Below are 15,235 nucleotides of genomic sequence, written 5' to 3'. Positions count from 1 at the left end.
CCCATTGGTTTATCCTTTTAAAAAACCGGCGTTCCATTGGTCGGCATCAATGTCCTTGAGTTTTTTCGCGACAGAACAGAGCCAGCCTTGAACATACTTAATGCCATCCTGTGTAAGCTGCTTCAATTCTTCCTCTTCAACATGTTCAATGACCATTTTCCGGATGTATTGGCGGTCCAAATCCATAATCGCACCATAGTACTCCTGCAGCTTGTTTCTTTTCATTTTTACAAAGGCTGGCTGCAAAACTGTGATTTCTTCCAGCTCAGTTGCCGCTTTTTCACCGAAATCATCCAAAGAAAGAGCAACGCCCTCTTCTTCAGCAATGCTTTTCCAAAGCTCCAAATCCTTCTTTACATGCTCTGTGATTTCAATCGTGAACGAAAGCTGAGTCTGTTTTAGCAGCTCAATGCATTTCACGATCGTCTCTTTCGTCAAATCGGCTTCCAGATTATAAAAAATTCCTTTAATCTTTAACGCTTTCAAATCGTTGGCATTTCGGACAAATTCTTCACAAGTGGCAATCGTAATCTCATCCAATCGGCCATCCCTTCTCGCCAAGTCATACCAGTGATCAGGACTCTTGCTGTTAAATCTCGTCAGGATCTCAACATATTCCATTTCTTTGGTCAATGTATTTACGATCGGCTGTGCGTAAATCGTAAACAACTTTTTCTGGATGATCTGATCGAGTTCCTTACTCTCCCGGTCCGCAGGCCATGCCAGCGGCAAGGACACCTCATTGGGCAAACTAATGTTTAAGCACTGAAGGGCCTTTTTCAGGTTAAATAGGGCATAAACAAAAGCGGCAAACCGGTTCAATCCCTTTATTTTCGTTCTTCTCGCATAAATCAATCCGGCGCATACTCCTGCAATATAGTAGGACGGCTGATAATCCTTAACAGCGATTTCGCCCACTTCTTCAATGAATTCCGCTCCAAAACAAGGCAAGATCTTATCGAACGGAGCAATGCCATCCGGAATATCAAGGGGTTGCTGAAGCTCTTTCATGAGGTCTCGTGTCACATAACTGCCGATTTCCATCCATTTGTCCTGATTGTCACTGGATTCCAACGGAAAGCAATCCAGCAAAAGGTGAAGCTCCAAGTACCGGTAATCATAAAATAAGTTCGTATGCTGCTTTAATTCCGCAAAGTCAATAATAGAAATATCACTCTTGTTTTTATCTGTGACGATAATATTGTTTCCATGGTAGTCTCCATGTGAATGACTGTGTTTGACATACATGGTTTCTTCTTTCCATAGATTTTTATTGTACAGGTAAACGAGGGGATTTGGGAATAGATTCCCATGGAAACTCAGTACGACAGAATTGGTATCTGCCCCCAATTCCTTAATGGGGTTAAACAGCGTCTCCCACCTTTTTGTCCCTAGTGTTTCAATCATATGATCATAAGGAGAAACGATCTTTTTTTTCTCCACGCCCCAACCATTTATAAAGTTTAATGCCTCATTGATGATGCCTGAATAATCAACAGACATCTGTTTTTCAACGGCTTCATTGATTGTAAAACTCTCAGCGGCTCCGGCAAACTCATACATGACCGCATGCTGATTTTCAAACGTTTTAATATCCAGGACACTTGGAATATAATGGTTCATATCTGCTTCACTTGCAAGATGAAGAGCCATTTTGTATGCTGCCTCTTCCCGCTCACCTTCTTCCATGGAGGTAATCTTCACGAGAGCTGGCACCCGGCGGCGTTTCTTTTCTACTTTTTTAATATATTGGACAAGGTAGATCTCTGCCCCTGACTTCCCGGTATTGATTTTTCTATGTATATCCGGTAAAAGATCAAACTCAAACCGATCAAGCCTCTCCTGGCTTTCTTCAAAATTAAACATAGACCTTATATCCCCCAAACCCCTATATGATTCGTTACATTCTACTTAAACGAAAGTTTGGCTGCAACACTTTTTCGCTTAGTCTCTGCTTACCAATAAATCAATCTCAATAAGGTCCCATGAGGTTACAATACCTAAGGGAGCTTCCAGAGGAGAACCGTTCTCGGTGACGATTACTGCTTCCAGCTTTCTTTTTTTCTGAAAGGATTCCTCATAAATGTCCTCTAACTCAAAGATATCCATCGAACGTTTAACAAACACGACATTATGATGCTCTTCATAGGGCTTAAGATTCTCCACTGTTTTTCCTTCGACATGGATACTTCCTTTGTGAATAGAAGCTGCCATCCACTTCGTTAACCCATACTCTGAGATCAAGAACTGAAACACACCCTTCTCATAGACAGGAAATTGATTGTACGAAGAAGTGCCCATGATTTTAATCAGATCTTCAAGCGGTGTTGTGAGGTTTACTGATACAACAAAAGCAGTTGCAATATCCAATACCTTCGGTGGCTTAGTAAGCAGCTTGGCGATATTTTCAATTTTAAGAACCGTGTTTTCATGGGGGGTGGCAATGAAGGTCTTTCGCTCCATTTTTTCATGAACCAGTGCATTTCGCAGCTTAGCAAACTGTTTTAAGTCATAATACACTTGCTGTATCACCCGGTGCTTGCGGCTGGAGTCCGTGAGAAGCTTCATAAAAGCATCGTTGTATTCATTAGGATTCAGGCGTTTTAAGATATGATGGATTTGGTTGAATGCTACTTCAAAGCGTTCAACGGATTCACTGTTTGAAGTCATCGTTGGTTGATCCATATTCGGTTTGTGCATTTTCACACCTCAGGTAAATGATATATAGGAATATTATACCAACCGTATATAGGCTTTTCTACCTGTATATTTTTATTGAAAACCCTTTTTTGACCTCCCTCTTCCTCTGCTCTTAGTAAAAGAGATTTTTCGCTAATTACAAGAAGGACTCCTATTAAATCTTCTCTCCACCAGTGCTTCAAGTGGATCAAGACTTTCGCTTCATGGTCCCATAAACCCCAGGAAGGTTTTGTATTTCAGCTGTGGATGTTTAAGAATGATGCAGGAGGGAATGGCTTTACTATAGCCAAGATCAAACTTGAGCATTTTAGAAAGGGAGATGAATAAACATGGCTAAAAATAATAGAGATGGCATGAGCAGAGAAGAAGCCGGAAGAAAAGGCGGAGAAGCTACATCCAAAAATCATGATAAAGAGTTTTACCAAGAAATTGGTGAAAAGGGTGGAGAGGCCACCTCTAAAAATCATGATAAGGAATTTTACGAGGAAATTGGAAGAAAGGGCGGAGAAGCCCGTAATAATAATGACAACAAGTAACATAAAACCTGATCTCTTATTGGAGATCAGGTTTTTTTGTTGTGGGAAACACGCCAAGTATAATAAATTGGGTTTTGTATCTTGCATATGGTATCACGAAACCTACCATGATACATGTCGGTTCAAAGATGTCTATGCAAACCCTCTTAGCGTACAATATCGCATTTTGTTAATAACTTCAAAAAGTCTTTCTATATAAGCTAAAATATCAATATTACTCACATTATTAAATTTTATTCTCCTGAGCCTAACAAAGGCTAAGCCCGCAATGAGTTCAAGTGTCGCTTTAAAATTTGAATCAGCCTTACCCTGCCGTTTAATAATGTCTTCTATTTCTTCCTCAATTGATGATGCTCCTGCCCTGGAACCGTGCGAATATCAAGTGTGGTCATGCATTGTGCCGGAACCACATTGATCTGGGGTTCTCCTTTAACTGGCGCTTGTAAAATAGTTGGCGTAATACTCGGCCATCCAAGATAGGGATGTTCCCCCAGCCGTTCTTTTTCTCTTTGTTCCAGTTGATCCAATTCCACAATTAATTTGGCCATTCGTGTATTGGGATTAATTCCAGTAAGCGGAATCACGCCATTGGCCATTTTTCCGTGCGTTTTTAAAACAATACGCATCGCACCTTTTTGTGTAATACAAAGCTGATTCTCCTCAGGTTCACAGATGATGGCTCCATCCACCCCATTTGCCCAGCCTTAATGAACAGTAGAAATGGCAGCAGCTAGGTTTCCTTTTGTATCAAAAGGACCTCTTCCATAAATTTTTCCGTTACTGATTTCTCCGCGAAATGGATCATACGTCCAAGAATCAAGGTCCCCTTCCGTTACTACATCTGTATGTCCTTCAATTAAAAGAGTTTTCCCTGGATGACCAGAGTCATAAATCGCAATAACGTTGGCCGTCCTCGCACTACTTCTTCATACTAAACCCAACCTCTAACCCCATGTTCTTCAGATAATGAGCTATAAAACGAGCTACCTTTTCTTCGTTTCCATCATCGACTTTTGGACGATAAACACTTTGAATACGAATAAGACTCCTTGTCAGTTCAACCACTTCTTTTTTATCAACATAATGAAGAATAGATTCTATAGCCGTTGTCATTGCTCCCGTTCTTTCTTAATGAGAATCATTGAGTTTTTTACTTGATGGAAAGCCTTCAATCGCTATAGCATTCTTAACCGCCAGGAGGGTTACCGTAGGCATCCATACACCTTGTAGCCGAGGATTAGCACTTGCTGGCCTATGTAAAACAGAACTTACAAATAAGCGTTTAAGTTAGATCTAGGAGTTTAGTAGTATTTTAAAATAATTATATAACAGCTGTTGACGATTCTTATCTGTTATAATACAATGAATTTAATTAAAAAATAGGAGGTAATGCTGAATGTTGACGTTGGAATTTTATCGTAATTTGCCAAAGAAGCAATGCCGGGAATGCGGAAAAACGATTGAGGAACAGCATGAATCATACGTTTATGAATGTGAGAGATGCATGGGACAACATGAAGCATAGGTGATCGTCAATGAATAATTTATGCAACTCCTAATACCCTGTTTGCCGTGAAAAGGTGAGCAGGGTATTATCTGTTATAAAACAGTTTAGTTTCATAGAGAACCAGGTTCTCCAGTAATGAGAAAACCGCCCACCTTATAAATGAGACGGTTCTCTTAACCTGTAAAGTGCTATACCCATTAATTGAAAATCAAGAATACTGCAAGGAATGAAATCCCCATTCCTAAGATAAAAAAAACCACGTTTTTCCATTTTCGAACAATCGGTTCCACTTCGCACCTCAGAGTTTATGTTACTTTCGTTCAGACGTATCACTGAGCAAATAAAAAGACAGGTCTTGGTGGCCTGCCCTGTCTTGATTAATTTCGAAGTGTCAATAACTTATATAAGCTATTATTCTCTATCCTCTTCGCCCTCGTCTTTGTAACGATTTTTTGTGACATGCCTGGTTTTCCTGGTTTCATTGACCCTCTCATTTGTTAACTAACTTTTTCATCATAATGTATTAAAATGAAGAAATTGATATATTTAGATAACACCCAACTTTTTTGCGTACTCTATCAATACTTCAGCATCCGTTCTAGCATTGGCCGCATCAATAATGAGATCGCTTGGACTAAACATAGTAAACCCATCTCCCCCGCAAACTGTGAACCATCTAAATTATTACAATGCCCTACTTGTTAGACAAGTCAATGACACCCAACGCCTAGAAAAAAGGCATCTAATTACAAGGCTACATTTGGAGATATCGGGGAACCACCAAATTCAAAATGGCAGGGAATCTTGGCGAAAAGGAGCGAGAATAATTTGTATGTACGTTATAGTGCGCAATTCTAAACGTAAGCGTAAAATACTTCCCACCTAGAATTAATATCAAGATAATGAGAACATCTTCCTAGAAGAGGAGGATGTTTATTTATGACAAGACTAGAGCAGCGAATCGAGTGGGAAAACCGGAGAACAAAACTATAGTAAATTATATAGGTATCAAGGTTTTCGTTTTTTATAAATCAGGGGAATAAGCGTTTATCGAAACAAAACCCATCCAAATTAATGTTGAATTAATAATTCTTTAAAATCGAACAATACAGCTTTTATATTTGCGTATTACACTATTAAAGTGAAAGAGCGGTGGCAGTATCAACGAGCAATAGGAAAATCAGATGGTCATCAATTACGACAAAAGTTTTCTAATCTTTCTCCTGGAGGTTTGCCTTATGAGTATGTCAATGGGGAATGTTATGGATCTTAATATTACACATGAAAAATTGAACGGTACACATTATTTGGAATTAGACGGAGAAGTTCAGAGCTACACAGCACCCAAGTTAAAAGCAATACTTTTCCCTTTGTCCGAACAAACTAAACAAAAAATCATTATTGATGTTGAGAAAATTGATTTTATAGATAGTGTTGGGTTAGGAGTGTTCGCCGGAGCAATTAAATCATCGATCATGAACAATAGTACGTTAATACTAAGAGGCATGACCTGTCGAGTCCGCCGACTATTTGAGATAACTGGGCTTATAGAAATGATCTAAGTCAGGTATGTGCCCTTTGTTCAGATTGAAAAGGAAGAAATGCAAATGAAGGGAAAGTTAACCAAAAAAGGGGCGGCCATTTAATCTGTATTTCTATCAACAAACGATTGCAATGCGAAGGCTTATGGAATCTGCAACGAACGAGGACTACAATGCTTCGTTGGAAGAAACAAAAACCCGCTCTCAACTGATTTGAAAGCGGGTTTTACTGTTTGACAGTCATTAAGTTATATTGCCTTTGATACGTTGAATTTCATAAACTGCATTCCATAGTATTAACAGCGCCCTTCTTTGTGTTTCATAAAAGAGTAGCCTTTTGCATTTACCAAATAACTTAGAACCCAAGTCAAAATTCCATATATTACACTGTTCATTAAAAAATAAGTAAGGGTATTTCCCCAAATATTCCAGGAAGCAAAGACACTTTTAAATGTAGTTAAAGGCGCTACCTTTTGATAACTATCGAGCCAGCCAAAGGATTTTCCCTTGCCAGAATTTACTTTGATTGCTTCATTTTCGCGAATATACCCATAATAAACATTATAATTAAATATGCACTGCATAGCATTCCTAGAAATTAATCTTCACCGTACATTAAATCATCTAACTCTTGATTTTGTCGTTGTATTTCTTCGTATCTATGAAATCTATTCATCAAGTATTCAACTGATACTTCTTTATTTTCAACTACTTCACCATCAAACAGTCTTATATTAGCGTGAATATTTATCAATTCATTAATTAAATGTTTTAGTTTTGCATCGTCTTCCTCATCTTTAAATAGATCAATCTCCAATATTGGAATCCCATTGCCTATTCTTTTTTTTATTTCAGATAGTCCAAAATTCGTATTTTTCCTTATTGTGGGTATAAATTTCATTGGATTTTCATCTTGTTCTACTACTAAAAGTACTACTGACATTTTATATCCTCCTTAAAAGTCATTATTGACTGAATCATTTAGAGGTTTACCAGGTAAGCTTTTCTTATAGCTACCACCATGCCATCGATACAAATGCTCTCTAAACGTTACTGGATATATAATTTCACCGTTTTCTCTTCTGCGTTTAAATCTCTTATTCCACCTCAATTGCTTCCATTCTTCTTTTGAGATAGTTCTATTTTTCGCCTTTTCATTCAATTGCTTCACTTTTTGACTACCCATAATTTTATATGGGGTTTCTCTTGAAGTTAAGTCTAAGCCTTTAGCTCTGCGTCTTATGCGAGCTTGCCTGGGTCAATGCCGTATTTTCACCTCTAATTTTTCAGAACCCTTTTCTTTATAACACCATCGATAACATATTTTATTTAAAAAACTCGCCGGCCTTAAACCAGCTTCATCATAATTTACTTTTACATTTACAGAAACCTTTTTTCCTTCTTTTATGAGCTGCAGCCCATTGGTTCTCTAGCTTTTTATACTTACTCAAATTCACACTACTTAATTGGGATAATCCGGAGATCCTCCAAACCTGTCTGCAGCTAAGTGCCCTGCGTGGTCTCCAGGCTTTTTACCAGGTGTATTAGCCCTTTCCAGGCAAGCTATTCTTATTTTCGCGCGGCTTAAATTCCAGACTGACACAGAATATACGTATCAGGAATGTATAAAGGGTGATGACTGTTCGTCACCACCCAAAATTACTTATTCATTAACTTTTGGTATTTTCTTGCTTCATGTGTCGCTAAATCAGCATATCTAATAGTAATAGGCAGTCGACTGTCTTCTTCCACAAAATGCATTGTAATTTGAGTAGCTGTATTTAGATCAATCCAATTCCCGCATGATACAAATATGGGTTTAACATCTACTCTTGTTCTCAATGCTCTTCCATATACTTCTCCATCAACAACAATATCTGTGAACGTACCTTTCGAATTTGGTGGCATCGTGAAATTAACATTTTTTATTTTGGAGTAAGTCTTGGCTACCCCTATGGTTGGTTTGCCTAATTCTATTGATGCATGCGTTGCAATTCCCATGTTACGAATATGCAAATAACCGTTTCCATCAAACATATAAAGGTCCGGAGTATTTTTTAGTTTTTGAACTGCTTTTACTATAAGCGGTAATTCTCTAAACGCAAGATAACCAGATATATAAGGGAATTCGACTTTCCCTACATATTCAACTTCCTCAATAACTTTTTTAGTTAAATAGTCGAAAACTTGAATGCAACAAACACCATAATCCACTTCATTATCTGACCAATAGGCTATATCTACTCCTGCAACAAGTTTTAGTTCATCTAGTGAAAAATTGTTTTCACAGTGAATTTTCTTTCTCAATTGATGTTGTATAACATTTAATTTTTCTTCTACTTTATTATCCATTTGTTTCACTGCTGAATTTTTTTGCATACAATAAATCTGCTTCGCTTGGTTCTGTTTTTTGTTCAATAATATTTCCGTTCTCATCATACTTTGTAAATGTCATCTCTAGTCCAGCAATACATTCAGATTCATACTTTTTATTATTGTTCTCATAAAACTCTACTTGATATCCTTCTGCTGAATTTTTATTCATATTCCCTATTCTTTTAACATTACCATTCGAAAAAAACTCAACATATTTTCCTTGTTTTACACCGTTTTCCACATAGAAATAACTCTCTATATTTCCATCTTCATAAAGATCATAGGCTAATCCGGTAAACAACCTTTCTTTGCCGTCAGGCGTGTACTCTACTATTCCTAAATCATAAGGACCACCAAATTCTAAATGTTCTTCAAACTCTACTCCATTCTGAATTATATAATCCTTAGTTAAAATATCATTTAACATTTTTTGAAACCTCCGTGATAATTTCAGACCCGTCCGTAAGATAAGCACAATGCGGACACCTTGGAAACATCATTCCAGCTGGTTTTATTCTGCTTTGACCCGTACGTATTACATTTACAACAAAATTATCCAAGTCAGCATTCGGATTTGCCCTTAAGGCTTTATTCAGAGCAATTACCTCAGCATGAGATCCTGCACCTTTTGAAAATGCATATGAGTCTATAACCTCTTGGGGCATAGAATTATATCTTGATTTTAATAAAGGATGAAAATCAGGCAAAATCCCATCAAAATCATTTATTGAATAATGAATCTTACCCGTTGTTTTATCATACACACCAGCAAAGGCTGGCCCCATTTTTTTCTTACTTATACCTGTATCCTTTAATTTTTGTAATTCCTTAACGGTTTCACCGCGCAAGTTAATCCTGTAATTCAATTCCTCAGAAGTAAATTTCCCATATTTATTACGCAAATAATCTATTCGACTACTTCCCGCACCCTTAACAACATCCGCCGACCCAACAACTCTCCTCGCTGCCTGACCTTCCTTCGCCACACCAATCACTTTATCAGCGGTTCTTACTAGCTTGAATGCCTTAACACCTTTCCCGATAGGAGTGAGACCAAAGACAAACATTCCTCCGGCCATAACTCTGCTCCATCCGGAGATTTTTTCTCCAGTGGCTGGATCAATACCAGTAGCGGCGCGCTGGGCATCGTATAAGCCGGTTAGTTCTCCGGCAGCGTCTTTTGCGAGCTTGCCTGCGTCAATGCCGTCCGTTTTGCCGGGATCCTTGAAGCGGTCGTCGTACTTGGCAAGGATGGCTGTGGCCTGGGTGAGCGAGAGTGGAACGTTATCCGCACCAGAGGCCTGGTGGGCAAAATATGAGAGCCAGGCGGCCTGGTATTCGAGAGTCTGTACGATCGTTTGGCTCGTTTCCTTTATACTACCATTTGTAGCGGAAATCTGTCCTGAAAACGGAGGCGGGAATTCAGAACGAGAGAGAATGGAACTGGCTTTTCCTGTTTCTCTCTCCAGGCTGTGCTGAAGCTTCTTCACCCGGTTTTGATGCTCCAGCATTCGTTTGGACAGGATTGCCAGCCGATTAGGTTCTATTTTGATTTCCATGAAGTCCCTCCTGCCTTATTTGTTGGATTCCTACTTCTTCAGTGCTTCTTTAATTTCGTGAAGGGACACCGTTAACTTGGATCGTTCGCCCTCCAAATAGGAGATCCAGTAATCCATGTAATAGACCTGCTGTCCAATGTCTCCCTCAAAGCTTGAAAGGGTCTTGTCCAGCGATTCATACATGTCCTTGTACTCCTGCTGCTTCTTTCCCTTCCAGATGTCTTCCCGCGTTTCCTGGGTGACATCACGAGCAATATTCTGAGAGAGCGTATTTGTCTCTTTTTGCAAGGTAAGCAGGCCATGCTGAACCTCTTTAATTTGCTGTATATCCCGATTAATAGATTCAATCTGCCTTTGAACTCGCACACCATCCATAAACCCAAGCATACTGGTCATCCTCCTTTCGTCCTTAACTCTTTACCGTACAAATCCCTGTAAAAGGTAGGTCACCATCATATTTTACCTTATTTTGTTAACCCTTTAACTCTATCCTTTTTACCAACCTGAATTGGTTTATCTAGTTCTTTTGGCACCCGAATTACCCAGCAACAATAAACATTTCGCTCCCTTTATTAGGAAGCTAGTTTACAACTATCACAGTGAATAACTTTAGTAAACAAACCATAAAACAGACTATTATTTTACTAAACACCGTTTAATTACTTACTGAAGAAAGCGCCTTTCAAGCATAAAATATCCTTTAAAACCATGAGTCTAGTCTTTTTTTCGCAAAACTAGTAAAAATTACGAAAAATATATTGTCAGAAAACGCTTTCCATGATATCTTTAATTTGAATTTAGTTAAATTAACTAAACATAACTAACGGAAACAATGGAAGCAGGTGTTCAGATGACGACGATTAGAGATATTGCACGGCATGCCAAGGTTTCTACTGCAACAGTATCCAGGATATTAAATAACGATTCATCCTTATCGGTTTCAGAGGAAACGAAGAAAAGAGTACTTGAGGCAACAAAGGAATTGAAATATAAGCCACTTAGAAAAAAAGCACCCAAAGTGGAAATGAAGCGAACTGACTGTCAAATAGGAGTTTTGATACTTAACGATGAAACAGTCGATACGTATTTTCAATCCATCCGCTTAGGAATTGAAAGGACATGCAGGGAATTTGATTTGAATATCGCTTCTGTAATGGCGGTCGGCAAGTCCGACATTTCTTCTGAAAGTTTCAGTGATTTCGATGGACTCATTGTTATTGGAGATATCGATATCAGTGATTTGAAAACCATTTATCATCAGAATAACAATATTGTTGTTGTCGATTATCTCCCAGTAGAAAAAGACGTGGATGCGGTTATTTCCGATTTTGAAAACGCAACGGATGAAATCCTTAACTATCTTTTCTCGCTGGGCCATTCCAACATTGCTTTTATCGGCGGTAAAGGAATGGTATATGGTTTAAGCAGTAAAAACAACCGTGAGAAAAAAGATGCCCGGCATGCGGCCTTTAACAAGATCATGAAAGAAAAAGGCCTCTATAACTCAAAGTTTATAAAGACAGATGAGTGGGGAACCGCAAACGGTTATGCATTAATGAAGGAATTGCTGGAAGAAGAACATTTGCCGACAGCAGTAGTCGTTGGCAGTGATCCAATGGCCCTCGGAGTTTACAGAGCACTTCATGAAGCAGGATTAAAGATTCCAGAGGATATTTCCATCGTGAGCTACGATGACATTGAAGCAGCTGCCTTTTTAACTCCCCCGCTATCCACTGTGAAAGTTTACACAGACGAAATGGGCAAAACGGCTGTAAAGATACTTTACGACAAGCTTAATGGAAGAAATGTTCCCTTGAAGGTAACCCTTCCCACTGAGTTAGTCATCCGGGAGAGTTCTGGCCCAGTAAACAACGCTTTACTTAGGGAGGTGAATTAACCTTCCGGACCCTTCGTTTTGAAACCGTTGTCATTTTTTAAAATTATTAAATTAGTAGAGGAGATTACTTCTATGAAAAAGACGATTTCATTCGCATTAACAGGAATGCTTGCCATATCGGCTCTTGCCGGCTGTTCTGACTCCAAAGATGCTTCATCTAACGGAAAAGTAAAGATCGAGTTTTTGTCCTATAAATCTGAGGCCAAAGGAACGTTTGATGAACTGATCAAAAAGTTTGAGAAGGAGAACCCTAAAATTGACGTCGTACAGACTCAGCCACCTGATGCTGTGACGGTTTTAAAAACAAGGATCTCCAAGCGTGATATACCGGATGTAATCGGAATGGGAGGAGACATTTCGTATTCCGATGTTGCCAAAGCCGGTGCACTTAAAGATGTTTCTAAGGACAGCCACCTGAACGATATCCAGCCAGCGTACATTGACATGCTCAAGGATATCTCCAAGCAGGACAAAGTATTCGGCCTTCCATATGCTGCGAACGCAGATGCTGTGATCTACAACAAGACGATGTTTAAGGAATTGGGGCTTGAGGTTCCAAAAACTTGGGATGAATTTATTGCAGTGGCCAAAAAAGTACAAGATGCCGGCAAAACCCCGTTCTACTTTACGTTTAAAGATGCATGGACAGCTCTTCCTGCCTATAACGTATTAGCGGCCAATACGCAGGGCGATGACTTCTTCAAAAAGCTTGATCAAGGAAAAACTTCCTTTAAAAAAGACCATAAAGAAGCCGCTGAAAAATTTCTTCAACTGATTCAATATGGACATAAAAACCAGAACGGCAAAGCTTACAATGACGGAAACACAGCATTCGCAAAAGGCGAATCAGCCATGTATCTTCAGGGTATTTGGGCGATTCCTGAAATTAAAAAAGCCAATCCAAATATTGAATTAGGCGTATTCCCTTATCCGGTTGGAGACTCAAAAGTCGTATCCGGTGTAGACTTGTTAATTGCTCAATCCTCTACTACCAGCCATCCAAAGGAAGCGAAGAAGTTTGTAGACTTCCTGTTCAGTGATGAAGCAGTAAAAATTTATTTAAAGGAACAAAATGCGTTCCCTGCCATGAAAGGATACACGCAGGAAGCTCCTGAATTGGAAGGCCTGAAAGAAAAGATTGCAGATGGCGCTTTATCAGATTTCCCTGACCACTACGTTCCAACAGCAGTTGCGCTTGATAAGCAATTACAAGTCCTTACTCAGAAAAAAGATGTAAATCTCTACCTGAAAACATTGGACAGCGAGTGGAAAAAAGTAGCTGACCGTAAATAACAATCAAGAGATGGAGAAATTGGGATTTAATCACTCATTTCTCCATCTTTACTAGGAGTGAACACGATGAGCAGAGAAGATGTTGTTTTAAACAACCCGAAATCTTCTACAGTGACCATTAAGAAAAAGAAGACGAAGATAAAAATGAAAAATATTCATTTTTATCTAATGACCATTCCTGCTTTTATTCTCTTCCTCACCTTTCATACCTACCCAGCTCTGCAAGGAATCTATTATTCTTTCACGAACTGGGACGGCTTGAGCCTAACGTACGATTTTGTCGGGCTTAAGAATTACTTAAACATATTTAAAGACGTGAATGTCTTGAACTCGTATTTATTCACCTTTAAATTCGCTATTGTTTCTACAATTCTTGTAAACATCATCAGCCTGGCCGTTGCCATGGGCTTGAACTCAAAAATTAAGGGCCGGAATTTTTTCCGGGCAGTCTATTTCCTGCCCAACGTACTAGGAGTGCTCATTGTAGGATTTATCTTTAACTTTATCTTTTCCAATGTTATTCCTAAGCTGGGTGACACTTGGCATATCGCCTTCCTTTCCAACAATATTCTTGGAAGCGAAAAAATGGCATGGATTGGCATTGTCATTGTCGCTGTATGGCAGGCTTGTGCCTTTAATATCATCCTGTATCTATCCGGTTTGCAAACGGTTCCAACGGAACTGTATGAAGCATCCGCTCTTGATGGAGCAAACAAATGGCAGGAATTCTGGAAGATTACTTTTCCGATGATTGCCCCTTTCTTCACCATTAACATGGTTTTATCAATGAAAAATTTCCTTATGGTTTTCGACCATGTTGTGGCTTTGACAGGCGGCGGACCCGGACGGGCAACCGAATCGATTTCTTTGATCATTTATAAAGGCGGTTTCTCCGGAGGCGAGTTTGCCTATCAGTCTGCCAACTCGGTCATCTACTTAATTGTCATTGTTGCTATTTCAATTTTTCAAATTAAAGTTCTCCAAAGAAGGGAGATGGATATGTAATGCTGAAGCAAAGAACAAACTGGTTGGTAACCTCACTCATCGCATTAGGTTCATTAGTGATTTTCATCCCTTTGTATCTTGTGATTTCCATCGCGTTGAAAACGCCTGACGAAATGGCTCAATCCGTCCTTTCTTTACCGACAGGGCTTCATTTTGAAAACTTTACAAAAGCCATTGAAGCGACCAATTTTTTCGCAGCCTTCAAAAACAGTACCGTGATTACCGTGGTAACGGTTGTTTTTACCATCCTGACAAATTCTATGGTCGCTTATGCGATTGCGAGAAATATGGATCGTAAATTCTTTAAGGGGCTTTATTACTTTTTTGTAAGCGCCATGTTTGTCCCTTTTCCTATTATCATGCTTCCATTGGTCAAGCAGACTTCCCAATTGGGCATGGATAACCCGGGCGGACTGATTTTCTTGTACATTGTATATGGAGCGGCGCTGAATATTTTTATCTATGTCGGGTATATCCGTTCGATTCCAAGAGAGCTTGAAGAGGCTGCTATTGTCGATGGCTGCAGTCCCTGGGGTGTATTTTGGAAGGTCATTTTCCCGCTGTTAACACCAATCAATGCAACGATCGCTATACTTACATGCCTGTGGGCATGGAACGATTTCATGCTTCCATTAATTATCTTGAACGATCCGGCAGATGCCACATTGCCACTTGTGCAATATATTTTCCAATCTGAGTTTGGAACAGATTTTAACCTTGCCTTCGCCTCGTATCTATTGGCTTTATCACCAATGGTAATCGTCTATATCTTTGCACAAAAATGGATCATTGGCGGAATCGTCAAGGGAGCAATTAAATAA

At 39.2% G+C, this 15,235-nt stretch carries 14 protein-coding genes and 2 pseudogenes; 7 read left to right on the top strand and 9 right to left on the bottom strand.

The features are described 5' to 3' along the window. Positions 1 to 9 precede the first annotated feature (9 nt). Positions 10 to 1,866 carry an EAL domain-containing protein gene (locus tag AS030_RS17745; RefSeq protein ID WP_061974072.1) on the bottom strand — a complete coding sequence of 619 codons (1,857 nt, stop codon included), beginning with the start codon at positions 1,864 to 1,866 and terminating at the stop codon, positions 10 to 12. A 78-nt stretch (positions 1,867 to 1,944) separates the two neighbouring features. Next, positions 1,945 to 2,700, bottom strand: coding sequence for a CBS domain-containing protein (locus AS030_RS17740; RefSeq protein WP_061974070.1), 756 nt, complete (start codon positions 2,698 to 2,700; stop codon positions 1,945 to 1,947). Positions 2,701 to 3,029: 329 nt separating this feature from the next. Between AS030_RS17740 and AS030_RS17730 the strand changes: the two are divergent. Beyond that, positions 3,030 to 3,233: pseudogene (locus AS030_RS17730) on the top strand (KGG domain-containing protein); the annotation flags it as partial. Positions 3,234 to 3,503: 270 nt separating this feature from the next. Here the strand turns inward: AS030_RS17730 and AS030_RS24865 are convergent. After that, positions 3,504 to 4,337, bottom strand: a pseudogene (locus AS030_RS24865) (M20 family metallopeptidase); the annotation flags it as partial. Positions 4,338 to 4,632: 295 nt separating this feature from the next. On the opposite strand from AS030_RS24865, the gene yhfH reads away from it, so the two are divergent. Both yhfH and AS030_RS17715 read left to right on the top strand, forming a co-directional pair. After that, positions 4,633 to 4,761: a protein YhfH gene (gene yhfH / locus AS030_RS23155; protein ID WP_074440588.1), complete on the top strand. Its 129-nt coding sequence runs from the start codon at positions 4,633 to 4,635 to the stop codon at positions 4,759 to 4,761. A 1,220-nt stretch (positions 4,762 to 5,981) separates the two neighbouring features. Continuing rightward, positions 5,982 to 6,305, top strand: coding sequence for an STAS domain-containing protein (locus AS030_RS17715; RefSeq protein ID WP_240482391.1), 324 nt, complete (start codon positions 5,982 to 5,984; stop codon positions 6,303 to 6,305). 577 nt (positions 6,306 to 6,882) lie between these two features. Here AS030_RS17715 and AS030_RS17705 read toward each other — a convergent pair. From AS030_RS17705 to AS030_RS17680, 6 genes are all read right to left on the bottom strand, one after another. After that, entirely contained in the window at positions 6,883 to 7,227 is a 345-nt protein-coding gene (locus AS030_RS17705) for a hypothetical protein (protein ID WP_061974058.1), read from the bottom strand. 12 nt (positions 7,228 to 7,239) lie between these two features. Continuing rightward, positions 7,240 to 7,455, bottom strand: coding sequence for a hypothetical protein (locus AS030_RS17700; protein WP_141687117.1), 216 nt, complete (start codon positions 7,453 to 7,455; stop codon positions 7,240 to 7,242). A gap of 488 nt (positions 7,456 to 7,943) precedes the next feature. Continuing rightward, positions 7,944 to 8,663: an endonuclease V gene (locus AS030_RS17695; RefSeq protein ID WP_061974054.1), complete on the bottom strand. Its 720-nt coding sequence runs from the start codon at positions 8,661 to 8,663 to the stop codon at positions 7,944 to 7,946. Continuing rightward, complete coding sequence (locus AS030_RS17690; protein ID WP_061974052.1) at positions 8,629 to 9,087, bottom strand: toxin-antitoxin system YwqK family antitoxin; 459 nt, start codon at positions 9,085 to 9,087, stop codon at positions 8,629 to 8,631. Before AS030_RS17690 ends, AS030_RS17695 begins: the two co-directional genes overlap by 35 nt. Continuing rightward, complete coding sequence (locus AS030_RS24380; RefSeq protein WP_240482390.1) at positions 9,077 to 10,219, bottom strand: YwqJ-related putative deaminase; 1,143 nt, start codon at positions 10,217 to 10,219, stop codon at positions 9,077 to 9,079. The genes AS030_RS17690 and AS030_RS24380 overlap by 11 nt, the downstream gene beginning before the upstream one ends. Positions 10,220 to 10,249: 30 nt before the next feature. Next, positions 10,250 to 10,606, bottom strand: coding sequence for a hypothetical protein (locus AS030_RS17680; protein WP_061974050.1), 357 nt, complete (start codon positions 10,604 to 10,606; stop codon positions 10,250 to 10,252). A gap of 463 nt (positions 10,607 to 11,069) precedes the next feature. Between AS030_RS17680 and AS030_RS17675 the strand changes: the two genes are divergently transcribed. From AS030_RS17675 to AS030_RS17660, 4 genes are all read left to right on the top strand, one after another. Next, positions 11,070 to 12,116 (top strand): LacI family DNA-binding transcriptional regulator, encoded by a 1,047-nt coding sequence (locus tag AS030_RS17675; RefSeq protein WP_061974047.1) that lies wholly within the window; start codon positions 11,070 to 11,072, stop codon positions 12,114 to 12,116. A gap of 72 nt (positions 12,117 to 12,188) precedes the next feature. Further along, entirely contained in the window at positions 12,189 to 13,409 is a 1,221-nt protein-coding gene (locus AS030_RS17670; RefSeq protein ID WP_061974045.1) for an ABC transporter substrate-binding protein, read from the top strand. 144 nt (positions 13,410 to 13,553) lie between these two features. Beyond that, entirely contained in the window at positions 13,554 to 14,414 is an 861-nt protein-coding gene (locus tag AS030_RS17665; RefSeq protein ID WP_061974213.1) for a carbohydrate ABC transporter permease, read from the top strand. Further along, positions 14,414 to 15,235, top strand: a complete 822-nt coding sequence (locus tag AS030_RS17660) for a carbohydrate ABC transporter permease (protein WP_074440587.1) — start codon at positions 14,414 to 14,416, stop codon at positions 15,233 to 15,235. Before AS030_RS17665 ends, AS030_RS17660 begins: the two co-directional genes overlap by 1 nt.

The sequence above is a fragment of the Fictibacillus enclensis genome, assembly GCF_001457035.1.
GTDB classification, from domain to species: Bacteria; Bacillota; Bacilli; order Bacillales; family Fictibacillaceae; genus Fictibacillus_C; species Fictibacillus_C enclensis.
The sequence above is the reverse complement of the archived record's forward strand: the minus strand, read 5'-3'. Positions and strand labels throughout refer to the sequence as shown.

Bases quoted from the DNA above. Each gene is read 5' to 3' on its own strand.
- AS030_RS24380 (WP_240482390.1), bottom strand. From the start codon at position 10,219: ATGGAAATCAAAATAGAACCTAATCGGCTGGCAATCCTGTCCAAACGA.
- AS030_RS17695 (WP_061974054.1), bottom strand. From the start codon at position 8,663: ATGCAAAAAAATTCAGCAGTGAAACAAATGGATAATAAAGTAGAAGAA.
- AS030_RS17660 (WP_074440587.1), top strand. From the start codon at position 14,414: ATGCTGAAGCAAAGAACAAACTGGTTGGTAACCTCACTCATCGCATTA.
- AS030_RS17705 (WP_061974058.1), bottom strand. From the start codon at position 7,227: ATGTCAGTAGTACTTTTAGTAGTAGAACAAGATGAAAATCCAATGAAA.
- AS030_RS17745 (WP_061974072.1), bottom strand. From the start codon at position 1,866: ATGTTTAATTTTGAAGAAAGCCAGGAGAGGCTTGATCGGTTTGAGTTT.
- AS030_RS17665 (WP_061974213.1), top strand. From the start codon at position 13,554: ATGAAAAATATTCATTTTTATCTAATGACCATTCCTGCTTTTATTCTC.
- AS030_RS17680 (WP_061974050.1), bottom strand. From the start codon at position 10,606: ATGCTTGGGTTTATGGATGGTGTGCGAGTTCAAAGGCAGATTGAATCT.
- AS030_RS17715 (WP_240482391.1), top strand. From the start codon at position 5,982: ATGAGTATGTCAATGGGGAATGTTATGGATCTTAATATTACACATGAA.
- AS030_RS17670 (WP_061974045.1), top strand. From the start codon at position 12,189: ATGAAAAAGACGATTTCATTCGCATTAACAGGAATGCTTGCCATATCG.
- AS030_RS17740 (WP_061974070.1), bottom strand. From the start codon at position 2,700: ATGCACAAACCGAATATGGATCAACCAACGATGACTTCAAACAGTGAA.
- AS030_RS17675 (WP_061974047.1), top strand. From the start codon at position 11,070: ATGACGACGATTAGAGATATTGCACGGCATGCCAAGGTTTCTACTGCA.
- AS030_RS17690 (WP_061974052.1), bottom strand. From the start codon at position 9,087: ATGTTAAATGATATTTTAACTAAGGATTATATAATTCAGAATGGAGTA.
- yhfH (WP_074440588.1), top strand. From the start codon at position 4,633: ATGTTGACGTTGGAATTTTATCGTAATTTGCCAAAGAAGCAATGCCGG.